Origin of the sequence: Citrobacter sp. 50677481 (genome assembly GCF_001463265.1) — a bacterium.
Classification (GTDB): Bacteria; Pseudomonadota; Gammaproteobacteria; order Enterobacterales; family Enterobacteriaceae; genus Citrobacter_A; species Citrobacter_A sedlakii.
This window is the reverse complement of record NZ_LNHZ01000001.1, coordinates 165,686-191,422: the sequence shown is the minus strand read 5'-3', so window position 1 is coordinate 191,422 and position 25,737 is coordinate 165,686. Positions and strand designations below refer to the sequence as shown.

The 25,737-nt window shown below is 57.6% G+C and carries 19 protein-coding genes; 6 read left to right on the top strand and 13 right to left on the bottom strand.

The window, feature by feature from the left end:
• Positions 1-85: 85 nt before the first annotated feature.
• The 3 genes from betA to betI are packed head-to-tail and all read right to left on the bottom strand — an operon-like array spanning position 86 to position 3,855.
• The gene (gene betA, locus APU02_RS00915; protein WP_060568943.1) at positions 86-1,762 is read right to left on the bottom strand and encodes a choline dehydrogenase; all 1,677 of its coding nucleotides are present in this window, start codon (positions 1,760-1,762) and stop codon (positions 86-88) included.
• A gap of 13 nt (positions 1,763-1,775) precedes the next feature.
• The gene (gene betB / locus APU02_RS00910; RefSeq protein ID WP_042285671.1) at positions 1,776-3,248 is read right to left on the bottom strand and encodes a betaine-aldehyde dehydrogenase; all 1,473 of its coding nucleotides are present in this window, start codon (positions 3,246-3,248) and stop codon (positions 1,776-1,778) included.
• A 13-nt stretch (positions 3,249-3,261) separates the two neighbouring features.
• Positions 3,262-3,855, bottom strand: coding sequence for a transcriptional regulator BetI (gene betI, locus APU02_RS00905; protein ID WP_042285669.1), 594 nt, complete (start codon positions 3,853-3,855; stop codon positions 3,262-3,264).
• 126 nt (positions 3,856-3,981) lie between these two features.
• On the opposite strand from betI, the gene APU02_RS00900 reads away from it, so the two are divergent.
• Complete coding sequence (locus APU02_RS00900) at positions 3,982-6,015, top strand: choline transporter (RefSeq protein ID WP_060568942.1); 2,034 nt, start codon at positions 3,982-3,984, stop codon at positions 6,013-6,015.
• Positions 6,016-6,178: 163 nt separating this feature from the next.
• On the opposite strand, the gene APU02_RS00895 is transcribed toward APU02_RS00900, so the two are convergent.
• From APU02_RS00895 to APU02_RS00860, 8 genes are all read right to left on the bottom strand, one after another.
• Entirely contained in the window at positions 6,179-6,964 is a 786-nt protein-coding gene (locus tag APU02_RS00895; protein ID WP_042285664.1) for an SDR family oxidoreductase, read from the bottom strand.
• 33 nt (positions 6,965-6,997) lie between these two features.
• On the bottom strand, positions 6,998-7,795 hold the full coding sequence (locus APU02_RS00890; protein ID WP_042285661.1) for a glucose 1-dehydrogenase: 798 nt from the start codon (positions 7,793-7,795) through the stop codon (positions 6,998-7,000).
• 51 nt (positions 7,796-7,846) lie between these two features.
• Complete coding sequence (locus APU02_RS00885) at positions 7,847-8,914, bottom strand: ABC transporter permease (protein WP_042285659.1); 1,068 nt, start codon at positions 8,912-8,914, stop codon at positions 7,847-7,849.
• A gap of 17 nt (positions 8,915-8,931) precedes the next feature.
• Entirely contained in the window at positions 8,932-10,476 is a 1,545-nt protein-coding gene (locus APU02_RS00880) for a sugar ABC transporter ATP-binding protein (RefSeq protein ID WP_060568941.1), read from the bottom strand.
• Between the two features lies 1 nt (position 10,477).
• Positions 10,478-11,098: a DUF2291 domain-containing protein gene (locus APU02_RS00875; protein WP_042285655.1), complete on the bottom strand. Its 621-nt coding sequence runs from the start codon at positions 11,096-11,098 to the stop codon at positions 10,478-10,480.
• A gap of 43 nt (positions 11,099-11,141) precedes the next feature.
• The gene (locus APU02_RS00870) at positions 11,142-12,077 is read right to left on the bottom strand and encodes a D-ribose ABC transporter substrate-binding protein (RefSeq protein ID WP_042285653.1); all 936 of its coding nucleotides are present in this window, start codon (positions 12,075-12,077) and stop codon (positions 11,142-11,144) included.
• Positions 12,078-12,204: 127 nt separating this feature from the next.
• The gene (locus tag APU02_RS00865) at positions 12,205-13,725 is read right to left on the bottom strand and encodes an FGGY-family carbohydrate kinase (protein WP_060568940.1); all 1,521 of its coding nucleotides are present in this window, start codon (positions 13,723-13,725) and stop codon (positions 12,205-12,207) included.
• A gap of 342 nt (positions 13,726-14,067) precedes the next feature.
• Positions 14,068-15,018, bottom strand: coding sequence for a sugar-binding transcriptional regulator (locus APU02_RS00860; protein WP_060568939.1), 951 nt, complete (start codon positions 15,016-15,018; stop codon positions 14,068-14,070).
• Positions 15,019-15,400: 382 nt separating this feature from the next.
• Here APU02_RS00860 and APU02_RS00855 point away from each other — a divergent pair, with 382 nt between their 5' ends.
• Together APU02_RS00855 and APU02_RS00850 are read left to right on the top strand one after the other, a co-directional pair.
• Complete coding sequence (locus tag APU02_RS00855; RefSeq protein WP_042285644.1) at positions 15,401-16,231, top strand: transketolase; 831 nt, start codon at positions 15,401-15,403, stop codon at positions 16,229-16,231.
• Positions 16,224-17,165 (top strand): transketolase C-terminal domain-containing protein, encoded by a 942-nt coding sequence (locus APU02_RS00850; RefSeq protein WP_042285642.1) that lies wholly within the window; start codon positions 16,224-16,226, stop codon positions 17,163-17,165. The genes APU02_RS00855 and APU02_RS00850 overlap by 8 nt, the downstream gene beginning before the upstream one ends.
• Here the strand turns inward: APU02_RS00850 and entD are convergent.
• Both entD and APU02_RS00840 read right to left on the bottom strand, forming a co-directional pair.
• Entirely contained in the window at positions 17,162-17,785 is a 624-nt protein-coding gene (gene entD, locus APU02_RS00845; protein ID WP_060568938.1) for an enterobactin synthase subunit EntD, read from the bottom strand. The genes APU02_RS00850 and entD overlap by 4 nt on opposite strands.
• Positions 17,786-17,832: 47 nt before the next feature.
• Positions 17,833-20,106, bottom strand: a complete 2,274-nt coding sequence (locus APU02_RS00840; protein WP_060568937.1) for a TonB-dependent siderophore receptor — start codon at positions 20,104-20,106, stop codon at positions 17,833-17,835.
• 243 nt (positions 20,107-20,349) lie between these two features.
• Here APU02_RS00840 and fes point away from each other — a divergent pair, with 243 nt between their 5' ends.
• From fes to entF, 3 genes are read left to right on the top strand one after another with little or no spacing between them, the layout of a single operon-like run.
• Positions 20,350-21,552 carry an enterochelin esterase gene (fes, locus tag APU02_RS00835; protein WP_060568936.1) on the top strand — a complete coding sequence of 401 codons (1,203 nt, stop codon included), beginning with the start codon at positions 20,350-20,352 and terminating at the stop codon, positions 21,550-21,552.
• 30 nt (positions 21,553-21,582) lie between these two features.
• Positions 21,583-21,801, top strand: coding sequence for an MbtH family NRPS accessory protein (locus APU02_RS00830; protein WP_060568935.1), 219 nt, complete (start codon positions 21,583-21,585; stop codon positions 21,799-21,801).
• On the top strand, positions 21,798-25,697 hold the full coding sequence (gene entF / locus APU02_RS00825; RefSeq protein WP_060568934.1) for an enterobactin non-ribosomal peptide synthetase EntF: 3,900 nt from the start codon (positions 21,798-21,800) through the stop codon (positions 25,695-25,697). The genes APU02_RS00830 and entF overlap by 4 nt, the downstream gene beginning before the upstream one ends.
• The last annotated feature ends 40 nt before the right edge of the window (positions 25,698-25,737 follow it).

Here is a 25,737-nt window from a genome sequence, read left to right as displayed (position 1 = left end):
TAAAGGAATGTCTTTTCAGTATAGAAGCGTTATGGGTATTCGGAAGCGGCCTGATACGCGCCGCGTTATCAGACCATACAGACCGTTACCGCCGTGGCGCCTGGCGCACCGGCGTGTCGCCCGCCACGTAATAGCTGGCTGTGCTTTTTGCCAGCGGGGCGCGACCACGAATAGCATCGGCAAGCTTTTCGCCAATCATGATTGTGGTCGCGTTCAGGTTGCCGGTGATGATTTGCGGCATGATTGAAGCGTCCACCACGCGCAGGTTTTCCACGCCGTGAACCCGGCCTTCGCCGTCCACGACCGCCATTTCATCAAAGCCCATTTTGCAGGTGCCGCAGGGATGAAACGCCGTCTCGGCGTGCTCGCGCACAAACGCGTCCAGTTGTTCGTCGCTCTGGCAGTCGCTGCCAGGGCTTATTTCCCGTCCGCGAAAGGGATCCAGCGCGGGCTGGTTGATGATTTCACGGGTAATGCGAATGGCGTCGCGAAACTCCTGCCAGTCCTGGTCGGTCGACATGTAATTAAACAAAATTGCCGGGTGCTCGCGCGGATCGCGTGATTTAAGATGGACGTGGCCGCGGCTTGGCGAGCGCATAGAGCCGACGTGGCACTGGAAGCCATGTTCTTTAACCGCGTTCGAGCCGTTGTAATTGATCGCGACCGGCAGAAAGTGATACTGAATGTTTGGCCAGGTAAACGCGTCCCGGCTGCGGATAAAACCGCCCGCTTCGAAATGGTTGCTCGCGCCAATGCCGGTGCCGCCAAACAGCCATTCGGCGCCGATCTTCGGTTGATTCCACCATTGCAGAGCCGGGTACAGTGAGACCGGTTTTTTACAGGCGTATTGCAGGTACATCTCCAGATGATCCTGCAGATTTTCGCCGACGCCGGGCAGGTGATGAACCAGCGGAATAGCAAACGCTTTCAGCAACGCCGCGTCGCCAACGCCGGAACGCTGCAGAATCTGCGGCGAAGCAATCGCCCCGGCGCATAACAGCACCTCTTTTTCCGCTGTGGCGGTGGTCGGAATGGTGCCGTCGCCTTCCAGCCACTCCACGCCCACCGCCTTTTTGCCATCAAAGATGATGTGATCGGTCAGCGCGTGGGTGATTATCGTCAGGTTAGGACGTTTTCTTGCCTGATCGAGATAGCCGCGCGCGGTGCTGGCGCGACGTCCCTGCGGCGTTACGGTGCGATCCATCGGGCCAAAGCCTTCCTGCTGGTAACCGTTAAGATCGTCCGTGCGCGGATAACCGGCCTGTACGCCCGCCTCGATCATCGCGTCGAACAACGGATTCACATGGGGTTTCGAGGTGGTCACGCAGACCGGGCCGTCGCCGCCGTGATAGTCGTTTGCGCCGATATCGCGCGATTCCGCCTTACGGTAGTAGGGCAGGCAGTGGAGATAGCTCCAGTGTTCGAGTCCGGGTTCGTTTGCCCAGTTGTCGAGATCCATCGCGTTGCCGCGAACATAGCACATGCCGTTAATCAACGAGGAACCGCCCAGTCCTTTGCCGCGTCCGCACTCCATCCGGCGATAATTCATGTGCGGTTCCGGCTCGGTTTCATACGCCCAGTTATAGCGTTTCCCCTGAAGGGGATAGGCCAGCGCCGCGGGCATCTGAGTGCGAAAATCCGCACGGTAGTCCGGGCCGCCCGCCTCTAAAAGCAGAACGGTGGTATTGCTGTCTTCTGTCAGTCGTGTTGCCAGTACGTTGCCGGCAGAACCGGCGCCAATAATGATATAGTCAAAATGCAATGAGACCTCCTGGTTAAAAGACGGACTGGAAGGGGGCCATCTCGATCTGGATGGATTTTACCTGGGTGTAGTTTTGCAGCGTCATCACGCCGTTTTCACGACCAATGCCAGAGTGCTTATAGCCGCCGACCGGCATTTCCGCCGGGGATTCCCCCCAGGTGTTGATCCAGCAGATCCCGGCCTCGAGCTGGTGGATAACCCGATGCGCACGGTTGAGATCCTGCGTGACCACGCCTGCCGCCAGACCATAGTCGGTCGCGTTGGCGCGGCGAATTACCTCGTCTTCGCGCTCATAGGTGAGAATTGACATGACCGGGCCAAAGATTTCTTCCCGTACGATGGTCATCTCGTCGCGACAGTCGGTGAACACCGTTGGCGCAACCCACGCGCCATGTTCAACGTCGCGGCCTTTCAGTGCGCCGCCGCCGCACAGTAGCGTTGCGCCTTCGCGCTTGCCGCTTTCGATATAGCGCAGAACGTTTTCCCGATGCGCGAAGCTGACCAGAGGCCCGAAGTTAGTTGCCGGATCAAACAGATCGCCTGCGCGAATTCGCGCCACGCGGGAGAGGATCGTCTGTTCAAAGGCGCTTTTCATCTTTGTCGGGATAAACACGCGGGTGCCGTTGGTACAGACCTGCCCGGCGCTGTAGAAATTCGCCATCATGGCGATGTCGGCGGCCAGATTAACGTTGGCGTCCTCGAAAATAATCAGCGGCGATTTACCGCCCAGCTCCATCGTGACCTCTTTCAGTGAGGAGGCCGCGGAATGCGCCATCACTTTTTTGCCGCTGGCAACCCCGCCGGTAAACGACACTTTGGCAATGCCGGGATGCTCGGTCAGATACTGGCCCGTTTCCGCACCCGCGCCCGGCAACACGTTAAATACGCCGTCCGGCAGACCTGCTTCGCTGTAGATTTCCGCCAGCTTTAACGCGGTGAGCGGCGTCACTTCGCTGGGTTTGAAGATCATCGCATTGCCCGCCGCCAGCGCCGGAGCAGACTTCCACAGCGCGATTTGAATCGGGTAGTTCCATGCGCCGATCCCTGCCACCACGCCCAACGGCTCGCGGCGAGTGTAAACGAAAGCGGACTCGCGCAGCGGGATCTGGCTGCCTTCCAGTGACGGGATCAGCCCGGCGTAATACTCCAGTACGTCCGCGCCGGTCACGATATCCACGCTGGCGGTTTCGCTGAACGGCTTTCCGGTATCCAGCGTTTCCAGTCTGGCCAGCTCGTCATTGCGTTCGCGCAGAATATCCACCGCCCGGCGCAGAATGCGCGAACGTTCCATCGCGGTCATCGCCGCCCAAATTTTTTGTCCGCGTTGGGCGCTTTTTACGGCGCGATCAACATCGTCACGCCCTGCGGCGTGAACCGTCGCCAGAATATCGCCATTGGCAGGATTGATGGTATCGAAGGTGTGACCGCTGGCGGCGGCGGTATAACCACCGTCTATATAAAGCTGTTGTTCTGCCATTCGCGACATGCGTTCTCCTCGTTTAGTCAGTGGCTTTCGGCAAATGCTGACTGATGAAATGGGTGGTCAGCGCCTGGGCGAGACTCAGATTAAACGGTTCGCCGCTCAGCGCGGCGCGTAGCCAAAGTCCGTCAATCAGCGCCGCCAGTCCGTAACCCGCCTGCTGCGCCTGTTCGCGCGGCAGTTCACGCTTAAATTCGTAGACGATATTCGACAGCAGGCGCTTACTGGCAACCTGCTGAAGGCGATACAGCATCGGCTGATGCATACTGCTGGCCCAGAAGGCCAGCCACGCTTTCATCGCCGCGTGGCTTATCTGCGTGTCGTCAAAATTCCCCGCGACGATGGCCCGCAGGCGCAGTTCGGCACGGGCGCCCTGGAGCGCACGCAGCCGATGCAAAACCGCATGGCGGAGCTGGCTGGTGATGTCGCGCATCGTCGCCTCCAGCAATCCATTCTTATCCCTGAAGTAATGGCTGATGATGCCGGTCGAAACCCCGGCGCGGCGAGCGATCTGCGCGATCGTCGCATCGTGCATTCCCACCTCATTGATCGCCTCCAGCGTGGCGTTAATCAGCTGCCGTTGCCGAATCGGTTGCATCCCCAGTTTGGGCATTTTCGGACTCCATTCATCAGTTTTGTTTATCTATTAGAACGGTTTTTGATTGAACGTTCAATATAAATGTGTATTAATTGTTACGTTTTTGATTTCAAATAGTTGCAATAAAAGTGAGGATACTGGATGTCAGACCTTCCCTCGTGCAGAGAAAAAGACAAAATCAATCCGGTTGTTTTTTATACGTCCGCCGGGCTGATTTTGTTGTTTTCCCTGACCACGCTCTTCTTTAGTGATTTCTCCGCCGCCTGGATCGGCAAGACGTTGAACTGGGTATCGAAAACCTTCGGCTGGTATTATCTGTTGGCCGCCACGCTGTATATCGTCTTCGTCATTTTTATCGCCTGTTCGCGCTTTGGCTCAGTGAAGCTCGGGCCTGAGCAGTCCAAACCAGAATTCAGCCTGCTAAGCTGGGCTGCGATGTTATTTGCCGCCGGGATTGGTATCGACCTGATGTTTTTCTCGGTCGCGGAACCGGTCACGCAGTATATGCAGCCGCCGGAAGGGGCGGGGCAGACAGTCGAAGCGGCTCGCCAGTCGATGGTCTGGACCCTGTTTCACTACGGTCTGACCGGCTGGTCGATGTATGCGCTGATGGGCATGGCGCTGGGCTACTTCAGCTATCGCTATAACCTGCCGTTGACCATTCGTTCGGCGCTCTATCCCATCTTTGGTAAACGAATCAACGGACCGATAGGACACAGCGTGGACATCGCGGCGGTGATTGGCACCATCTTCGGCATCGCCACTACCCTCGGGATTGGCGTGGTGCAACTGAACTACGGGCTTAGCGTGCTGTTTGATATCCCGGATTCAATGGCGGCAAAGGCGGCGCTGATAGTGCTGTCGGTGATTATCGCCACGATTTCTGTCACCTCGGGCGTCGATAAGGGCATTCGCGTGCTGTCCGAACTGAACGTTGCGCTGGCGCTGGGGCTGATTCTGTTTGTGCTGTTTATGGGCGATACGTCATTCCTGCTCAATGCGCTGGTGCTTAACGTGGGTGATTACGTGAATCGCTTTATGGGCATGACGTTGAACAGCTTTGCTTTTGATCGCCCGGTCGAGTGGATGAACAACTGGACGCTGTTCTTCTGGGCGTGGTGGGTGGCGTGGTCACCGTTTGTCGGCCTGTTCCTGGCGCGTATTTCGCGCGGGCGTACGATCCGTCAGTTCGTTTTCGGCACGCTGATTATTCCGTTCACCTTTACCCTGCTGTGGCTGTCGGTGTTTGGCAACAGCGCGCTGTACGAAATTATTCACGGCGATGCAGGCTTTGCATCCGAAGCGATGGCGCATCCGGAGCGTGGATTTTACAGCCTGCTGGCCCAGTATCCGGCGTTCACCTTCAGCGCTTCGGTGGCGACAATCACAGGCCTGCTGTTCTATGTGACCTCCGCAGATTCCGGCGCGCTGGTGTTGGGTAACTTTACTTCAAAGCTAAAAGACATTAACAGCGATGCGCCAAACTGGCTGCGCATTTTCTGGTCTGTCGCCATCGGCCTGCTGACGCTCGGCATGTTGATGACAAACGGTATTTCCGCGCTGCAGAACACCACGGTCATCATGGGGCTACCGTTTAGCTTCGTCATCTTCTTTGTCATGGCCGGGCTGTATAAATCGTTGAAGGTCGAGGATTATCGCCGGGAAAGCGCCAGCCGACACACCGCGCCGCGTCCGATGGGCGTACAGGATCGGCTGAGCTGGAAAAAACGCTTATCGCGGCTGATGAACTATCCGGGCACGCGCTATACCCGCCAGATGATGGAGACGGTATGCTTCCCGGCGATGGAAGAAGTGGCCCAGGAGCTCACACTGCGCGGCGCCAGGGTAGCGCTAAAAAGCCTGCCGCCGGAAGAGGGCGAAAACCTCGGCCATCTGGATCTGCGGGTATACATGGGCGACGAACGGAATTTTATCTACCAGATCTGGCCGCAGCAGTACGCGGTGCCGGGTTTCACCTACCGTGCCCGCAGTGGTAAATCGACCTACTATCGTCTGGAAACTTTCCTGCTGGAAGGCAGTCAGGGTAATGACCTGATGGACTACAGTAAAGAGCAGGTGATTACCGATATTCTCGACCAGTATGAACGCCATCTGAACTTTATTCATCTGGATCGCGAAGCGCCAGGCAACGGCGTACTGTTTCCCGGCATGTAGATCTAAACGTTTTCTGAAAAAAAACGCTTACTGTTTACATACACAGTAAGAAGAGATGTGGAGAGTCGGGTAACCGCGGGCGCCTGACGCTTTCCGGCTTCAGGCCATTGCTGAGATTCAGAAAAATGAAAGCCCGCAGTCTTCACTGGCTGCGGGCGAATGTTTACCAGCAGATAAACCCGCCATCCACCACCAGATCTACCCCCGTGCAAAACGACGCGGCATCGCTGGCGAGAAACAGCGCCGGACCGGCCATCTCTTCCACCTTCGCCATACGTTGAATCGGCGTCTGGCTTTCAAATTCCCGCGTCTGATGCACCATTTCCGGGCGGGTATTCATTGGCGTGGCGGTATAACCCGGGCTGATGGAGTTGACCCGAATCCCTTTCTCAATCCACTCCATCGCCAGACTTTTCGAAAGATGGATCACGCCGGCTTTCGAACTGTTGTAATGCGCCTGATCAAGGCCCCGGTTCACGATGATCCCGGACATAGAGGCGATATTAATAATGGCGCCGCCACCGCTTTTCAGCATCAGTTCCGCTTCGGCTTTGCACGAGTTCCACACGCCCGTCAGGTTGATATCAATTACCCGCTGCCACTGCTCGCTTTCCATTTCCAGCGCCGGGTTAGCGTTCGCGATCCCGGCGGCGTTAACCGCGATATCGAGGCGACCAAAACGTTCGTGGGTGAAAGCGATGGCCGCGCGCAGGTCGCTGAGTTGCCGGACATCGCCCGCGTAGAGGGCGGCCTGCCCGCCGATGGCCTCGATATTCTGTACGGTTTCTTTCAGCCCGCCGTCTTCCCGCAGGTCAAAACCGACCACGCGCGCGCCCGCGCTGGCAAGGGCCCAGGCTATCATCTGGCCGATACCGCTACCCGCGCCGGTAACGAAGGCGACGCGCCCTTCGAGGTTAAATAACTGCCGGGCAAAATCTTTTGCGATCATAGTGATTTCTCTCCACATAGTCCCCGGCGGGGATTACGACATGATCAGGCCGCCATCAATATTAATGGTCTGCCCGGTAAGGTAACGCGCATCGTCAGAGGCAAGGAAAGCCACCAGCCCGGCGACATCCTCGGGTTTCCCGGCCCGTTTCATTGGGATCCCTTTCACCCATTCCGCCATCAGTTCCCCTTTGCCGTAGCGTTTTTCTTCGCTGCTGAGAATCTCGCCCCACACGCGATCGTTGTAATCCCACATTTCGCTTTCGATAATGCCCGGACAGAAGGCGTTGACGGTGATATTCCACGGCGCCAGCTCGTGCGCCAGGCTCTGGGTGATACCGATAACGCCCATCTTGCTGGCGGCGTAATGCGGGGTATAGATAAAGCCCTGCCGCCCCTGACCTGACGAGGTGTTGATCAGGCAGCCCTGATTCTGTTTAACCATGTATTTTGCCGCTTCACGACAGCACAGCCATACCCCGGTAGTGTTTACCGCCAACACTTTTTCGAAATCCGCCTTCGGCATCCGGTCGAAATAGTCGATGGTGATGACTCCGGCATTCTGGATGGATACATCGATAGTCCCGAAGCGGGCGGCGGCCTGCTCGTACAGCGACTGCACCTGCGCCTCATCGGTCACATCGACCTGCAGTGACAGGATATCCGCCTGATAGCGCTGGCGCAGTTGCTCTGCGGTGTCGTGGACGCGCTCCGCGTTGGACACCATAACCAGATTTGCGCCGTCGCGGGCGAAGCGTTCGGCGATGCCGGCGCCAATTCCCCGACATGCCCCGGTGATAACCACGGTTTTCCCCTGAAAATTGCGTTGCATATTTTTCTCCTGTTTAAGCCGGGCAGCCTCCGCCCGGCGGAATGATGCGGTTTAGCTTGATGCGGTTTTTGCCGAGGGCGCCGCCGCCAGCTTTTCTTCATGGCGGCGCATCAGAATGACCTTGTTCTGGAGCTTTTGCTGGAACTGATCGACCACCACGGCGGTGACGATAACCACCCCTTTAATGACCATCTGCCAGAAGTCACTGACGCCCATCATGACCATCCCGTCGGCGAGAAAGACGATGACGAAAGCGCCGATAATGGAACCGGAAACCCTGCCGCGCCCACCTGCCAGCGCGGTTCCGCCCAGTACGGTGGCGCCAATGGCGTCCATTTCAAACATATTGCCGGTCATCGGATGCGCGGTTTGCAGCTGCGAGGCGACAATCAGTCCGACAAAGGCCGCGCACAGTCCGGAGAAGGCGTATACAAAGACTTTTGTTTTAACGATCGGCACGCCGGCAAGGCGCGCGGCGGACTCGTTGCCGCCGATGGCGTAGATATAGCGGCCAAGCGGCGTTTTGGTGGTGATCCAATAACCCAGCAGCAGGAAGCCAATCATCAGCCAGATAGGCAGATAAATGCCCAACAGGGTGCCGGAGCCCAGCGTGGCGAAACCGGTGTTGCCCAGCGCCTCCATCCCGTTGAGGTTGGGGTAGGTGCTGCCGTCGTTAAACAGCAGGGCGGAGCCCCTGGCGACATACATCATGCCGAGGGTGCAGATAAACGGCGCCACGCCGAAGCGGGTAATTACCGCGCCGTTGATGAACCCGACGAGGATGCCGAACAGGGCGACGCAGAGGATCACCTCCGGCACGTTAAAAAAGAGGATATTACCGCCCCAGATGGGCAGGCCGTTGGTCAACAGCGCGCCCGCCACCATGCCGCAGATCCCGGCAACGGCGCCCACGGACAGGTCGATGCCACCCGTCAGGATCACCAGCGTCATGCCAATGGCCAGAAGCCCGGTGATTGCCACATGCTGCGTCATAATCAGCAGGTTAGACGTGGTCAGGAAATTCGGTACCATCACGCTAAAGAACGCAATCACCAGCAGCAGCGCGATGAATGTTCTGGCCTTTAGCAGGTACATATAAATCATATATTTCTGGTTCATGATGGATTCCAGCCTGATTAATCTTGTGGGGTAGACGCGGCGATTAACGCCTCGCGCGTGACGGCATCGCGGGGGACATCGGCGGTAATGCGGCCATCGGCCATGACCAGAATGCGATCCGCCAGCGCCATCACTTCGTCGAGTTCAGATGACGAAAACATCACTGCCAACCCTTGCTGCGCCATTTTGCCGATAAGGTGATAGACGTCGGTTTTCGCGCCCACGTCGATGCCGCGGGTCGGTTCATCAAGAAACACCACCTGAGGCTGCGTCATCAGCGCCTTGCCCAGTACCACTTTCTGCTGGTTGCCGCCGCTCAGGGAAGTAATGGGCAGTTCGGGATCGCTGACCTTAATTGCCAGTTGCTGGATCATCTCCTTCACGCTGGCCTGCTCTTTATGCGGGTTCAACCATTGCCAGGCCCGACGAAACCCCTTCAGGCTGAAGTCTGACAAGGTCATGTTGGACTGGATCGACATCATCTGCACCACGCCTTCACCCTGTCTGTCCTCTGGCACCAGCGCCAGCCCTTTTTTCAGTCGCGACTGGAAGTGGGCGTTATCGATGCGTTCGCCGTTGAGGTCTATCTTTCCACTCTGGCAGGGCATCAGGCCTACCAGCCCCTTAAACAACTCTGTGCGCCCGGCACCCAGCAGACCGTAAATGCCGATCACTTCGCCTTTGCGTAAGCGAAACGAAACGTCATTGAGTTTGTAGCCACCGCTGGGGTGAAGCGCGGTCAGGCCCTGTACGGCAAGCACGGTGTCGCCGTGTGGCGCGGCCTGGTAATCGAAATGTTTTTTCTTGTCGCCCACCATTTGTTCGATGATCCACGGAATGCTGGCGTCACGAACGGGGCGTTCGCTGATAAACCGACCGTCGCGGAAAATGGTGATGTTGTCGCCAATTTCCATCAGTTCTTCCAGACGGTGGGAGATATAAATAATGGTCACGCCGCGCCGCTTCAGCTGTTCGATCACGTTGAACAGCACTTTCACTTCAGACTGGCTGAGGGCGGAGGTAGGTTCATCCATGATCAGCACTCGCGTGTCTTTAGACAGCGCGCGGGCGATTTCCACCAGTTGCTGGTGGCCGATGCCGAGTTCCCCTAGCGGCGTATAAGGGTCAACGTCCAGCTCCAGTCTTTCCAGTAAAGATTTCGCCAACGCATACTGATATTTTTCGTTGATTCGTCCTTTCTGGAAAAATTCGTTAGCCATGAAAATATTATCCATGACGTTCATATTGGGAAATAAATTCAGCTCCTGAAAAATAATGCTGATCCCCAGTTTCTCCGCCTGATGTGTCGAATTTAGCGAGACAGGTTGACCATCAAGAAACAGATGCCCGGAGGAGGGCGTTTCCACCCCGGCGAGCATTTTCATCATGGTCGATTTACCCGCGCCATTTTCGCCAATCAGTACATTGACCTTATTCCGGTAGACCCGATAATTCACATTATCTAACGCCACCACCCCGGGATAAACGCGCGACAGCGCACGGGTTTCAATAATCACTTCAGACTCAGCGCAGTCGGGCGCGACGCGATTATGCGGCTGCATATTATTCCCCTCCTGCCAGGTCGATTTTGGCGGGCGTAATCGCAGGCAGTGTTTGGGGAATATCCCAACTGGAAAATACGCCATACACCTCGACGGATTCGCCGGTTTTCAGCGGCGCCGCCTGGATCATGTTAACGGCCTGCTCGTTAATTGCCCGGCCATATTCGCCGAACAACACCTGGTCGTTGAAATCACCGTAGCTGGCCCCTTTATACGCATCGCGCAACTGCGTGCCGCGCAGCGTCGGACCGATCTGGACGACCACATCGCTGCCGCTCTTATCCGCGACCGTCATCTTGCCGCTGCGTGACGCCGTGTCGAGTTGGCTGATCTTTCCTGCTACCTTGACGTAAAAGAGGCAGGGATTCTCATCCTGAGAACGAAAGCCCAGCTTTTGACAGGCGCTGTCAATGTCTTTTTCCGCGCCCAGCGCCGCCATCAGTTCGGCGACGGGACGCGCCTGCCCGACAATCTGCGGGACAATCTGGTTTTGCCACGTTTGGTCAATGTTGGCCATATGGGGATTGGGGGGAGATTTAAGGTCCGCCAGTTCCTGTTGCGAGACGATGCGGCACCCTCCCATGGTCAATACGGCCAGCGCCAGCCAGGCTTTTTTAGACATAATGTTCTCCTCTGCGCCTCGTGAGAGGCGCAACTCCCCGGGATCAGGACTTGATGTTGAAATCCTGGACTTTATCTGCGTTATCTTTAGTGATGAGAATGCCGCGGAACATCACGCGCTGTTTATCGGGCTTCACGCCGTTTTGCAGGTAGTTATCCAGATCGGTCACCCCCTGCGCCGCGATGGCCTGAGCCTGAAGCATCACGGTAGCCTGCAGCGAACCCGCTTTCACCGCGTCGCGTTCGTCGTTGCTGCCGTCAATGCCGACGACAATGACGTCGCTGCGGTTAGCGGCTTTCAGGGCGGCGATAGCGCCAAGCGCGACGGGGCCGTTTCCGCAGATAACGCCTTTCACGTCAGGGTGCGCTTGCAGAATGCTGTCCATGATGCGTTTGCCGTCAATCAGCGTGCCTTTAGCATCCTGTTTCGCGACGCTGACCATATCCGGGAACTGGTCGATGACCTGGTGGAATGATTTGGAACGGGTGACGCAGTTATTATCCGCGAGGTTACAGGTCAGCTCAGCGTATTTGCCTTTTTCACCCATTTTTTCCACAAATACGTTGGCGACTTCCGAACCGGCCTGGAAGTTATTATGGGTAATCTGCACCAGCGCCACATCATCTACCGGAATTTCACGGTTGATTAAAACAATCGGTATTCCCGCTTTTTTCGCTTTTTCAATTGCCGCAACGCTGGCCGTTGAGTCAGCGTTATCAAGGATAATGCCCTGAACTTTTTTACCGATGGCGGTATCGATGAGCTCATTTTGTTTTTTCACATCTTCGCTGTGCGAAAGAATTGTGGTCTTGTAACCTAATTCTTGCGCTTTTTCGCTGGCGCCTTTCGCTTCAGAGGCGTAATACGGATTATCCAGCGAGTTGACCATAATCATAATTGTCCCTTTTTCGACGGCATGCGCGGCAAAGGACAACGCGGTCAGGGTAGCAGCGGTTAACAGCGTTAAACGTAATTTCATGACAATGTTCTCTCTGTGTTGTTATTGTCGGGTACGGTGAAACAACGTAAAGCCAGATTTGTTATGGGCCGGAGTCCTCCTTTGTTGAGTGAGTGTATTCAGTCAGCCGTTATTCCCTGGTAAGGCGTCAGACCGACGAGGCCGGTTTCCATAATGTTCTGTTCACCGCATGGCGCCACGCCTGCCATCGTTGTTGCAGTCGACGGTGGCGCGCCATGTCGGGCTGAAAAGTACTGTGCTCGGTTAAGAGGTCTTTAAGATCGCTCAGCGAGCCGGGGTGAAGCGCTTTGCGCGCCAGCAACGCGGCGCCGATGGCGGAAAGTTCCGGCACATCGCTGCGCATCACCGGACAGCCCAACAGATCCGCCTGGTATTGCATCAACCAGTCATTTTTTGTTGGACCGCCGTCAACCATGAGCGCCGTTAAGCTGAAATCGTCGTGCTGTTGCATGGCAACGACCACGTCTGCTATCTGATAGGTAATAGACTCGAGGGCGGCGCGGATCAGATGCGCCCGCTTTACCCCGCGGCTGAGTCCGCAGATCACGCCCCGCGCGCTGTCATCCCACCAGGGCGCGCCTAGCCCGGTCAGCGCCGGGACAAAGTAAACGCCGAGGGTCGATTCAACGGAAGCGGGAAGGGTGTTAAGTTCATGCGCCAGCTCGTCGTCAGGCAGCTCGCTCAGTCCGGTGCTGTCCGCCATCCAGGCAACCGCGTCGCCGGTGTGCGGAATGTTGCCTTCCAGACCGTAAACAATGCGTTCGCCATCATGCCAGGCGATGGTGGTCGCCAGCGCGTGGATAGCGCACTGCGCCGACTTCACTGGCGCCATGACTGAGGAACCCGTGCCGTAGGTAGCTTTAACACACCCCAGTTCGCCAAGCGCATGACCAAACAGGGCGGCGTGAGAATCGCCAACCATCGACATCACCGGAATACCATCCGGGATCCCGGCCAGCCCACAGGTATGACCAAACAGGCCGCTGGAGGGTTTGATTTCCGGCAGCGCGACGCGGGGGATCGCGAACAGCGCCAGCATCGCCTCATCCCATTGCCCGGTTTGCAGGTTAAGCAGTTGGGTGCGGGCGGCGTTGGAGAAGTCGCAGGAGAAGGCCTCGCCGCCGGTTAAGTTCCACAGCAGCCAACTGTCGATGGTGCCCAGGCAAATTTTTCCCTGTTCCGCCAGTCGCGCACCGTCAGGTATCGATTCCAGCAGCCAGCGCATTTTCGAGGCCGAGAACAGCGGGGCGATGGGCAAGCCGGTTGTGGCTTTAATCAACGGCTCCTGATTATCCTGGCGCAGCGCCTCACACCAGGCCGCGCTGCGCGTGCACTGCCAGGTGATCGCGGCATTCAGCGGCTTACCGCTGTCGCGATACCAGCCGATGGCGGTTTCACGCTGATTACTGATCGCCAGCGCAACGACGTTGTCTGCGCCGACATGCTGAATGGCCCTGGCGATCACGTCCAGGGATGCCTCAATCAATACCTCGCCGGATTGTTCCACCCAGCCTTCCCGCGGCGTTTGAATCGCCAGCGGCTGAGAGTATTTCGCGACCACGTTGCCCCTGTCGTCTAGCGCGACCGCTTTCGCGTTGGTGGTGCCTTCATCCAGCGCGATAATGAACCCTTTCTTCGCTGTACACATAGATTGTCTCCTGAGTCACATTGCGTCCCGGCGTAGAAGGCAGAATGGCATCCCTCGTTGTCGCGTTTTACTTCATCAGGCTGGCTGTGACGTCGCGTATTTTTGTTTGTGAATATATATTCGGTATTGATTATTTATTTAATACCTTAGCCACAATCGTTGGGCTGAGCTACCGAAAAAATCATCAATTGTGCTGAGAATCACACTTAGAGAGTGGGCAGAATAGCAAAGACCGGTGAAAATTACGTGGAGGTGAATCCTTTCAGTTTATTGAAATTTAAAGATTTTTAATGCCTTTGCGCACAAGGATCGCAACGCAAAGGCAGTACAGTGAGGCGGAATTCAGGCGGTGACCAACTGGCGAGCGGTGGGATAGTCGGTGATCAAAACGTCAATATAGCCGCCGTTTAGCGCCCCTTTAATGGCCGCGACTTTGTCGGTACCGCCAGCCAGCGCCACGACGTTTGGGCATTTTTTCACTTTGTCGAGCGCCATGCCGATCACCGGATCTTCGTCGTCCTGTAAAACAGGTTGACCGCTTTTGTCATAGTAGTGCAGGCAGATATCCCCTACGGCACCGCGATCGGCCAGCACCTGGAGCATATCTTCGTGATAATAGTTCCCGGAGGTTTTAAGGAGCTGCGACGGTTCGAGAATGCCGATGCCGACAATGGCGATATCAACGTTATCGAAGCGTGAGATCACATCGGCGACGTCTTTGCTGGCGATAAGCCGGTTTTTCTCTTCCACCGAACCTTCGATACTTTGCGAGGGCAGAAGCCAGGCATCGCAGTTCAGGTGCTGCGCCAGCGTTTGGGTGAGGATGGTAGCCTGCACGTTGCCGTTTGGTCCGACGCCGCCGAGAAGTTGAATGACGCCGCCCGCCTTCAGATTTTGTGTATGGACTTCGTCGACCATTGCGCGGATGGTTGAACTCCACGACGAGACGCCAACCAGATCTTTAGGCCGCAGACGGGTTTCAAGATAGTGGGCCGCGGCGGAGCCTATGGCGCGTTTAAGGGCGTGATCGCTGGCATCTTCTTCCGTATCCACCACGATGGCTTGTTTCAACCCGTAGCGTTCTTCGATGCCTTTCTCAAGATTAAGAAAAATATTGGACGGTTGAACGACGCTGATTTTCACCACGCCCTCTTTTTGACAGCGGGTGATTGCGCGGGAGATAAACGACTGAGAAAGCGAGAGAAGCTGAGCAATATCGGACTGTTTGCGACCCTCGAGATAGTAAAGGGTTGCGATTTTAACCAATAGCCGTTGTTCATCCTGCTTTGCCATAGTATTCCCCAAAAAAATTCATCATAGCCAGACACATACGTTCCGTACCGCCATTATCTTAGAGGGTATTATCATACGCGAAAAGACAAAGCTGGTAAGTGTGACAAAGCTCTAAGTTTAACCAATCCTCAAAAACAGCATTGGACAAAGCTGAGAAAAAGGTCGCATAATTGAATAAAGAATCAAGTGTGAATATATATTCAATGTAGCGTTAAGTCAATTGAATATGTCGTTCGTTAATCCAGTTGCGGTAAGGAGACAGAATGTTCCTGAGTATCCTGCAGCGGCACAAGCCATGTCATGCAACGCCTGGGGATGTCTGGTTTTTTTAGTTCCTGGTGGAATAAATATTCCATATTGAAAATAAATTCAGAGGTATTAAATGAATCCCTATAATTACGATATCCAGACGCTTGAGCGCAAGGCGCGAGCCGTGCGCCGCCACATTGTCAGACTCAACGCCAACAGTCCCGCAGGCGGCCACACCGGTGCCGACTTGTCTCAGGTTGAACTGCTGACCGCGCTCTACTTCCGTATTCTCAACGTCGCGCCGGATCGCCTGGACGATGACCAGCGCGACATCTACATCCAGTCTAAAGGGCACGCGGTGGGGTGCTATTACTGCGTGCTGGCAGAAGCGGGATTTTTCCCCGTCGACTGGCTGGAAACCTACCAGCATGCCAACTCCCATCTTCCCGGACACCCGGTTCGCCAGAAAACCCCCGGCATTGAGTTGAACACGGGCGCGCTGGGCCACGGTTTGCCTGTTGCGGTGGGACTGGCGCTGGCAGCCAAAAAAAGCAACAGCGCCCGCCGCATTTTTTTGATTACCGGCGACGGCGAGCTGGCAGAAGGCAGTAACTGGGAAGCCGCGCTGGCGGCAGCGCATTACGGGCTGGATAACCTGATCATCATTAACGATAAAAACAATCTTCAGCTTGCCGGGCCGACCCGCGAAATCCTGAATACGGACCCGCTGGCCGATAAATGGCGGGCGTTTGGTATGGCGGTAACGGAGTGTGAAGGCAATGAGATGGCGTCGGTGGTTGCCGCGCTGGAAGGGCTGAAACAGGCGGGTAAACCCAATGTCATTATCGCCAACACCACCAAAGGCGCAGGGATCTCCTTTATTCAGGGACGTCCGGAATGGCACCACCGCGTACCGAAAGGCGAAGAAATCGCACTGGCACTGGAGGAACTGAAAGATGAGTAATGCAGAACACCTCGCGAACGTGATGGTTCAGGCGTTTATTGATGCCGTGGAAAAGGGCGTCGACCTGGTGCCGGTGGTGGCGGACTCCACCTCGACGGCGAAGATTGCCCCGTTTATCAAACAGTTTCCCGGCAGGCTGGTTAACGTGGGGATCGCCGAGCAAAGCATGGTCGGTACGGCGGCAGGGCTGGCGCTGGGCGGGAAAGTCGCCGTCACGTGTAACGCCGCACCGTTCCTGATTTCCCGGGCTAACGAGCAAATCAAAGTCGATGTTTGTTACAACAACACGAACGTGAAGCTGTTTGGCCTGAACGCCGGGGCCAGCTATGGGCCGTTGGCCAGTACCCACCATTCGATCGACGATCTCGCTGTTATGCGGGGGTTTGGCAATATCCAGATATTCGCCCCTTCGTCTCCGCGCGAATGCCGTCAGATCATCGACTATGCCCTCGGTTATGTCGGTCCGGTGTATATCCGTATGGACGGCAAAGCGCTGCCGGAGTTGTATGGTGAGGACTATCGCTTTGCGCCTGGCGCGGTTGTGACGTTACGCGAAGGTGACGATCTGGCGCTGGTGGCGACAGGGTCGACGGTGCATGAAGTGGTGGATGCCGCCTCGCTGTTAGCCGACGCCGGTATCCATGCGACGGTAATCGGCGTGCCGTCAATCCGCCCTTGTGATACACAGGCCCTGTTGGCTGCGCTGAAAGGGTGCAAGGCGGTAATAACCGTTGAAGAACATAACGTTAACGGCGGGCTGGGCAGTCTGGTGGCGGAGGCGCTGGCAGAAGCGGGCAGCGGCGCGGTACTGAAACGGTTGGGTATTCCGGACGGTGAATACGCTGCGGCGGCGGATCGGCGCTGGATGCGACAACACCACGGCTTTGACGCGCAGTCTGTGGCGAATCAGGCGCGAGAGTTGCTCAACGGTTAACCGCGGGCCAGCGTGATCAGATGCTGTTGGGTGAAATGCCACTGCACGCGCCAACGCAGCGCGCGGTGGCGCAGACGCAGCAGGTCTGCCTGCACGTCGACAATCTCATAGTGGTGAAACCCGGCGTGATGCTGCTCTGACGCTGGCGTGGCTTTAAAAGCGCTCTCTTTGGCGGAAAAGGCCAGCGTCAGCGCCTGTTCAAAGGGCAGGCGACACGCTTTCAGACGTTCCTGCTCAGCCTCCGAAACGAGACTTCTTACCAGTTCTTCCGCCGTCTGCGGCGAAAACAAGGCTTCTGTATCAACCCCCACTGGCTCTCTGGCGACTACCGCCAGCGCGGTATTGCCGCAGTGGCTGATGCTGCCGAACAGCCCTTCCGGCCATAGCGGCTGACGCCGATCGCCGATGCCCGGTACGCTTTTGACGCCATACTCCCTTAACGCATGTACGGCGGCAATCCGGCCTGCCAGATGCTCGCTTTTACGCTTGCGTCCGGCGTTCATCAGACGCGTGTAGTGAGGGAGCCACAGCAGGTCGCTTTCCTGAAAGCTGGCGGGATCGAAAGTGACGACGTGCAGCGTAAGGTCGGCGAAGGGGAGACGAGAATGGGTGATTTGCATGGGGTGATAATAACACCCTTCCGCCCGCGCGGAAGGGTGTGCTGATATCAGAAGTGGGTGTTTACGCTCATATACCACGTACGACCCGGTTCGTTATACGTGTACGCGCCTGCGCCACGCATATACGAGACGTCAGTCGTGCTGCCGGTAGTCTGGGCATTCCCTTCACGCCACAATCGCTTGTCGAAGACGTTATCCACGCCGCCGGTCAGGCTGACGTTCTTGGTCACGTCCCAGGTGGCGCTCAGGCCAACGATGCTGTACGGGCTGACGGACTGTTTGTCTGAACCCGTCACCGGTTTACCCTGGTAGTCGTATTTCTTCGGCTCTTGTTTGCCGTACCAGGTGAAGGTGGACTGCAGCGAGACGTCCTGATGCACCTGCCAGCTCAGCGTTGAGTTCAGCGTGTACTCTGGAATAATCGACAGGCGCTCGCCGGTCTCTTTGTTCTTACTCTGCAGCATGTACGTGATGTTGTTAGTCCAGTTCACCGTTTCACTGACCGGCACGTTTAACGTTCCTTCCAGACCTTCAACCACGGCTTTGGGTACGTTCTCCCACTGGTAAATATCGGTGTAAGTGGTTTTCCCTTTGCTGGTGATGGACGTGCGGTTCATCGGCGCGGTACCCGCCTCAATCTTATTGCGGTAATCATTGCGGAACCAGGTAATGCCCGCCAGCCAGCCGTCGCGTTTGAACTCAAGGCCGATCTCTTTGTTAATGCTGGTTTCAGCTTTCAGATCATCGTTACCCATCATGTAACAGCCGATGCCGGATGCCGCGCCCGTGGCGTAACAGCCCTGGCCTTTGCTGTACAGAATGTAGTTCGGGTTGGTCTGATACAGGCTCGGTGCTTTATAGGCGCGGGCGATCCCCATTTTCAGGGTAAAATCGTCGCCGAGGCCCTGTGACAGGTTCAGGGACGGACTCCAGTTGTTGCCGACGATGCTGTGATGATCGAAACGCAGCCCCGGCGTCAGCATGGTGGTGTCGGTCAACTCCATGTTGTTCTCAGCGAACAGCGAGAAGATTTCCGCTTTTGAATACGGGCTGCGATCGGTACTGCTATAGCCCGGAATATCGCCGCCCATAAAGGTTTGCGAGTTGGAAAGCATGTCCTTCATGCGCTGTTGGGTCCACTCGGTGCCCAGCGTCAGGTTCTGGTTTACCAACAGATCCAGTGGAATACTGACTTCACTGTGCAGGGTCACGTCGTTCAGGTCGGCATCAACATATTTCTGCGCGGCCTTCGGATCGAAGATCCCTTCGGTACCGCCCGCCAGACCTTCCGGTGTCCGGGAGTTACGGGTATGTTCATACTGCACCCAGTTGCTGGTGGTGACGCCGTTGTCCCAGCCGCCGTTCCAGGTCAGCGAGTAGTTTTGACGGTACAGACGGTTAGTCTCTTTGCCGTAATTATCTTTCACCAACTGGTTCGTGTTGGTATTTTGCGTATCCCCGGCGTACAGGTTGCCCTGACGACTGTAGCCCGCTTCCAGTTCGAGGGACTGCATCGGCGCGAAGTCCCAGCGCACCACGCCGTTAATATCTTTGTTGATGACCCCTTCGCGTCCGGCGGGCAGGGTATCTGCATAGGTGCCGGTACGCTCTGATTGATGCCCCTGGTTAATGTTGCGCGCGTCGGCCTGGGTTTTATCGAGGTTACCGTACAGACGGAAGCTGAAATCCCCGCCGAGCGGGCCGTTCAGGCTGAAGTTGGTGCGCTTGGTCGCGCCTTCGTCTTTGTGCTCCGGCGCGTTGAAATAGGTGTTCCATGAGCCGTGCCACTCGCTGCTGCTTTTCTTGGTGATAATATTCACCACGCCCCCGGCGGCGCCATTGCCGTAGCGCGCTGCGGCAGGACCGCGCAGCACTTCAATGCGTTCAATCATTTCCGGCGGTACCCAGGCCGTATCGCCACGGGTGTCACGTTCGCCGCGCCAGCCAAGTCGCACTGAGTTACGGCTGGTGACGGGCTTACCGTCGATCAGAATCAGGGTGTTTTCCGGCCCCATACCGCGAATGTCGATCTGGCGGTTGTTGCCGCGCTGACCGCTGGTCGAGTTACCGGTCAGGTTAACGCCTGGCATCGTACGGATAATTTCGGCGACGTCGCGAGCGGGCGGGTTTTTGCGAATTTCATCGGCGGTAATGGTCGACACGCCGGGGGCCTGCAGGTTTTGCTGGGCGGCGGTCACGACGATGGTGTCTTCATGAGAGGCGGTTGTGCTGTCGGTTGTCTCTTCTGCCATGGCGGGCAGCGCGACCCCGTAAATCCCTAAATTGACCAATAAGGCCAGTGAATGAATCTTCTTGTTCATTGTTTATCCTGCTTTTCTTTAGCCACGTGTACCAGTTGCCGGAAAGACGCATCTGGCCCGATATCGCCCGCGTCTGCGAAAACCCTCCATTCCAGAAAAGCACGCAGTGCGGTTGGTTAAAACGTGTTCGCGCTTCCCACAGCGCGACAATACGCTATTGCAAATGCAAATAGTTATCAATAATATTATCAATATATTTCATCAATCAATGAAAAATTTCACAATAAACATGGGGTTAAGACGGTGACGGCGTTAACGGTTGGGAGCGAGGCCTGGTGGCAGTCAAAAAACGGTCCTGAATGGACACGCGATGCCAACGGCAATTACCAGGTCACCTTCTGGTGGCGCGATCCGCAGGGCGATGAAACCTGCTCCCCCATTCAGCGCGTGTGGGTCTATATCACCGGCGTGACCGACCATCATCAGAACCAGTTGCCTCAGTCGATGCAGCGCATTGCCGGAACGGATGTCTGGCAATGGCGAACAGTTCTTGGCGCTCACTGGCGCGGCAGCTACTGCTTTATTCCTACCGCGCGTGACGATGTGTTTGCCGGTCTGGCGGTCGGTGAAACGCCCGATCGGACCATGTTGCGCGAAGGCTGGCGGCAGTTGTTGCCCCAGGCGATTGCCGACCCGCTCAACCCGGTAAGTTGGCAGGGCGGGCGAGGACATGGCGTGTCGGCGCTGGAAATGCCCCAGGCGCCAGCGCAGCCCGGCTGGGATCGCCCGCAGCCGCCCCGTTCTCTGCCAACTGTGGTGCAATGGCGCAGCAAACGCCTCGGCAATACGCGACGGGTGTGGGTTTTTACTACCGGCGACGATCGGCCGCAAACGCGTCCGTTGGCTGTGTTGCTCGACGGCCAGTTCTGGGCGCAAAGTCTGCCGGTCTGGCCTGCGCTGACGTCACTCACGCAGCAAGGGCTGCTTCCGCAGGCGGTGTACGTGCTGATTGATGCGATCGATACCGCTCACCGCAGCCGCGAGCTTCCCTGTAATCCCGACTTCTGGCTGGCCGTGCAGGAAGAATTATTGCCGCAGGTTTACGCCGTTGCGCCGTTCAGCGACCGCGCCGATCGCACGCTGGTGGCCGGACAGAGCTTCGGCGGCTTGTCATCGCTTTACGCCGGACTGAACTGGCCCGGGCGCTTCGGCTGCGTCCTCAGTCAGTCCGGTTCGTACTGGTGGCCCCATCGCGGCGGCCATCAGGACGGGTTTATCACAGAACAACTCAAAGCCGGGCTTCTTCAGGCCAACGGTTTGCGCATTGTGCTGGAGGCCGGGGTCCGGGAGCCGGTGATTTTCCGGGCGAACCAGGCGCTTTATGCACAACTGGAGACAACACAGCAGTCGGTTTTCTGGCGTCAGGTTGACGGCGGACATGATGCGCTTTGCTGGCGCGGCGGGCTGATGCAGGGGCTTATCGACCTCTGGCAGCCGCTGCGTTAAGCAGGCGATTTTCCACGACAGGAGTTGAGTATGGAATTCACGAATCCCTTCGATAACCCGCAGGGACTGTTTTACATTCTGCAAAATGGTCAGCATCAGTTTAGCCTCTGGCCGCAGCAGTGCGCGCTGCCCGCTGGCTGGCAGGTGGTAGCCGGGCCTCAGTCCCAGGCGGCGTGTCAGCAGTGGCTGGAAACACACTGGCGTACTTTGCTTCCTCACTATTATGCCGTTTCGCAGGAGGCGCTATGAGCCAACGTTTACCGCTGGTCGCCGCTCAGCCCGGCATCTGGATGGCAGAAAAACTGTCAACGCTGCCGTCGGCCTGGAGCGTCGCCCACTATGTGGAGCTTACTGGCCATCTGGACGCGCCGTTGCTGGCGCGCGCGGTGGTTGCCGGAATGGAGCAGGCCGACACGCTGCGGATGCGCTTTACGGAAGATAACGGCGACGTCTGGCAGTGGGTGGATGATTCTCTGCGCTTTGCCGGACCGCAGATAACCGATCTGCGTGATGCCGTCCATCCTCATGACGCTGCGCTGGCGCTGATGCAGGCGGATCTGCAACAAAATCTGCGCGTGGACAGCGGTAAACCGCTGGCGTTTCATCAGTTAATTCGGGTAGCGGATAACCGCTGGTACTGGTATCAGCGCTATCATCATTTGCTGGTCGATGGCTTTAGTTTCCCGGCCATTACCCGCCAGATCGCGGCGATATACTGCGCGTGGCAGCGTGATGAACCCACGCCCGCCTCGCCGTTTACGCCGTTTGCTGAGGTTGTAGAGGAATATCAGCAGTATCGCCAGAGCGACGCCTGGCAGCGCGACGGCGCGTTCTGGGCTCAGCAGCGCCGGGAATTGCCGCCGCCCGCGTCGCTGTCTTCCGCGCCGTTGCCGGGACGCGCGACAACGGCAGAGATCGTCCGCATGAAGCTGAACGCGCCGGAAGGGGCGTTTCGCCAGCTGTCGGCGCAGTTCCCTGACGTGCAGCGCACCGATCTGGCGCTGGCGCTGGTGGCGCTGTGGCTCGGCAGGCTGTGCAGCCGGATGGAGTACGCCGCGGGCTTTATCTTTATGCGTCGGATGGGCTCGGCAGCTCTGACGGCGACCGGACCGGTGCTTAACGTGTTACCGCTTGGGGTACGCATTGATGCCGCAGAAAGTCTGGCGGATCTGGCGAAACGACTCTCGGCGCAGTTGAAAAAAATGCGCCGTCATCAGCGCTATGACGCAGAGCAGATCGTTCGCGACAGCGGGCGCGCCGCCGGAGAAGAGCCGCTGTTTGGTCCGGTACTCAATGTTAAAGTTTTTGATTATCAACTGGATATTCCGGGCATTCAGGCACAGACCCATACGCTGGCGACCGGTCCGGTCAACGATCTTGAACTGGCGTTGTTCCCCGATGAAGACGGCGGCCTGAGCATCGAGCTGCTGGCTAACAGCCAGCGTTATGATGAAGCGACCCTGACGAAGCACGCCGCGCGTCTGACGGCGATAATTGAACAGTTTGCAGAAAATCCTGCGCTACGCTGCGGCGATGCCGACATGCTGCTGCCGGCAGAGTGGCGGCATCTGGAGAGCGTCAACGCCACGGAGGTCGCGATCCCTCGGACGACCCTCAGCGCGCTGGTGGCGGAGCAGGCGAAAAGAACGCCGAACGCCCCGGCGCTGGCGGATGCGCGTTATCAGTTCAGCTACCGTGAAATGCGCGAGCAAGTGGTGGCGCTGGCGACGCTGCTGCGCGAGCACGGCGTGAAACCGGGTAACAGCGTCGCGGTGGCGTTACCGCGCTCTGTTTTCCTGACTCTCGCTCTGCATGGCATTGTCGAAGCCGGTGCGGCCTGGCTGCCGCTGGATACCGGCTATCCGGACGATCGTCTGCGGATGATGCTCGAAGATGCCCGACCTAAACTGCTAATCACCAGTGAAGAACAGCGTGCTCGCTTTAACGACCTGCCGGGGCTGGAAAGCCTTTGCTACAGCGAACCGCTGGCAGGCGGGGACGGCCAGCCGCTCGGTTTATCTCAGCCGCACCATACCGCCTATATCATTTTCACCTCCGGGTCGACGGGCAGGCCGAAAGGCGTGATGGTGGGGCAAACCGCCATCGTCAATCGTCTGCTGTGGATGCAAAACCATTATGGGCTGACGGCGAGCGACGTGGTGGCGCAAAAAACGCCGTGCAGTTTTGACGTCTCGGTCTGGGAATTCTTCTGGCCGTTTATCGCCGGCGCGAAGCTGGTGATGGCCGAGCCGGAGGCACACCGCGATCCGCTCGCCATGCAGCGCTTCTTTGCCCATTATGGGGTGACGACTACCCACTTTGTGCCGTCGATGCTGGCGGCGTTTGTGGCGTCGCTAACGCCGGAAAGCGCCCGCGAAAGCTGCGCCACGTTGCAACACGTCTTCTGTAGCGGCGAAGCGCTGCCCGCCGAGCTGTGCCGGGAGTGGGAGCAACTGACCCATGCGCCGCTGCATAACCTGTACGGGCCGACGGAAGCGGCGGTAGATGTCAGCTGGTATCCCGCCTGGGGTGACGAACTGGCAGCGGTCACCGGCAGTAGCGTACCGATTGGCTTCCCGGTCTGGAACACAGGGCTGCGCATTCTGGATGCGATGATGCATCCGGTTCCGCCTGGCGTGGCGGGCGATCTCTACCTGACCGGTATTCAACTGGCACAGGGGTATCTTGGGCGACCGGATCTCACCGCGAGCCGGTTTATCGCCGATCCGTTTGCCCCCGGCGAGCGCATGTATCGTACTGGCGACGTTGCGCGCTGGCTGGATAACGGCGCGGTGGAGTACCTTGGGCGCAGTGACGATCAGCTCAAGATCCGCGGACAGCGCATTGAACTGGGTGAGATCGACCGCGTGATGCAGGCGCTGCCTGATGTTGAGCAGGCGGTGGTTCATGCCTGCGTCTTTAATCAGGCGGCGGCGACCGGCGGCGACGCCCGTCAACTGGTGGGGTATCTGGTTTCACAGTCCGGCCTGCCGCTGGATATTGCGGCGCTACAGGCGAAACTGCGCGAGACATTGCCGCCGCACATGGTGCCAGTGGTGCTGCTACAACTGGCGCAGTTGCCGCTCAGCGCCAACGGCAAGCTCGACAGAAAAGCGTTGCCGATGCCGGAACTGGCCCCGCGCGCCAAAGGCCGTGCGCCGCTGGCGGGGGTTGAGACGCAGGTGGCGCGGGCGTTCAGCCAACTGCTGGGCTGTGAAGTTAACGACATTGATGCCGACTTCTTTGCTCTCGGCGGTCATTCGCTGCTGGCGATGAAGCTGGCGGCGCAGCTCAGCCGTATTTTCGCGCGTCAGGTGACGCCGGGGCAGGTGATGGTGGCGTCGACGGTTGGCCAACTGGCCGCGTTACTGGAGGCCGAAGACGACGTACAGAGCCAGCGTCTGGGTTTTGAAACGCTGCTGCCGCTGCGTAAAGGCAGGGGACCCACGCTGTTCTGTTTCCATCCGGCGTCGGGATTTGCCTGGCAGTTTAGCGTTCTGTCACGCTATCTCGGTTCGCAGTGGTCGATTACCGGCATTCAGTCTCCCCGTCCACAGGGGCCGATGCAGACCTGTGCCGATCTGGACGCGGTCTGCGAACGCCATCTGGCGACACTGTTGGCGCAACAGCCGCACGGCCCGTATTACTTACTCGGCTATTCGCTCGGCGGCACGTTAGCGCAGGGCATTGCGTCGCGCCTGCGCGCGCGTGGTGAAGCGGTCGCTTTCCTGGGCCTGCTCGATACCTGGCCGCCGGAAACGCAAAACTGGTCGGAAAAAGAGGCCAACGGGCTGGATCCGGAAGTGCTGGCGGAAATCGATCGCGAGCGGGAAGCGTTTCTGGCCGCCCAGCAGGGGAAGGCTTCCCGTGAATTGTTCAGCACCATCGAAGGCAACTATGCTGATGCTGTGCGGTTACTGAGCACCGCGCACAGCGTCCCGTTTGACGGGCGAGCGACCCTGTTTGTGGCGGAAAAAACGCTGCCCGCAGGGATGAGTCCGACAGGCAGTTGGGCGCCGTGGGTCGCTGAACTGGAGGTGTATGGTCAGGACTGCGCGCATGTGGAGATCATTTCTCCTGCGGCGTTTGAGAAGATTGGTCCGGTTATCGCCGGGAAGCTGAACGGCATTGAGGCGGATGAATAAATAAACCCGCCAGCCGGACAGGGCATATGCACCTTGTCCG

Bases quoted from the DNA above. Each gene is read 5' to 3' on its own strand.
- betB (WP_042285671.1), bottom strand. From the start codon at position 3,248: ATGTCGCGAATGGCAGAACAACAGCTTTATATAGACGGTGGTTATACC.
- betI (WP_042285669.1), bottom strand. From the start codon at position 3,855: ATGCCCAAACTGGGGATGCAACCGATTCGGCAACGGCAGCTGATTAAC.
- APU02_RS00900 (WP_060568942.1), top strand. From the start codon at position 3,982: ATGTCAGACCTTCCCTCGTGCAGAGAAAAAGACAAAATCAATCCGGTT.
- APU02_RS00895 (WP_042285664.1), bottom strand. From the start codon at position 6,964: ATGATCGCAAAAGATTTTGCCCGGCAGTTATTTAACCTCGAAGGGCGC.
- APU02_RS00890 (WP_042285661.1), bottom strand. From the start codon at position 7,795: ATGCAACGCAATTTTCAGGGGAAAACCGTGGTTATCACCGGGGCATGT.
- APU02_RS00885 (WP_042285659.1), bottom strand. From the start codon at position 8,914: ATGAACCAGAAATATATGATTTATATGTACCTGCTAAAGGCCAGAACA.
- APU02_RS00880 (WP_060568941.1), bottom strand. From the start codon at position 10,476: ATGCAGCCGCATAATCGCGTCGCGCCCGACTGCGCTGAGTCTGAAGTG.
- APU02_RS00875 (WP_042285655.1), bottom strand. From the start codon at position 11,098: ATGTCTAAAAAAGCCTGGCTGGCGCTGGCCGTATTGACCATGGGAGGG.
- APU02_RS00870 (WP_042285653.1), bottom strand. From the start codon at position 12,077: ATGAAATTACGTTTAACGCTGTTAACCGCTGCTACCCTGACCGCGTTG.
- APU02_RS00865 (WP_060568940.1), bottom strand. From the start codon at position 13,725: ATGTGTACAGCGAAGAAAGGGTTCATTATCGCGCTGGATGAAGGCACC.
- APU02_RS00860 (WP_060568939.1), bottom strand. From the start codon at position 15,018: ATGGCAAAGCAGGATGAACAACGGCTATTGGTTAAAATCGCAACCCTT.
- APU02_RS00855 (WP_042285644.1), top strand. From the start codon at position 15,401: ATGAATCCCTATAATTACGATATCCAGACGCTTGAGCGCAAGGCGCGA.
- APU02_RS00850 (WP_042285642.1), top strand. From the start codon at position 16,224: ATGAGTAATGCAGAACACCTCGCGAACGTGATGGTTCAGGCGTTTATT.
- entD (WP_060568938.1), bottom strand. From the start codon at position 17,785: ATGCAAATCACCCATTCTCGTCTCCCCTTCGCCGACCTTACGCTGCAC.
- APU02_RS00840 (WP_060568937.1), bottom strand. From the start codon at position 20,106: ATGAACAAGAAGATTCATTCACTGGCCTTATTGGTCAATTTAGGGATT.
- APU02_RS00830 (WP_060568935.1), top strand. From the start codon at position 21,583: ATGGAATTCACGAATCCCTTCGATAACCCGCAGGGACTGTTTTACATT.
- entF (WP_060568934.1), top strand. From the start codon at position 21,798: ATGAGCCAACGTTTACCGCTGGTCGCCGCTCAGCCCGGCATCTGGATG.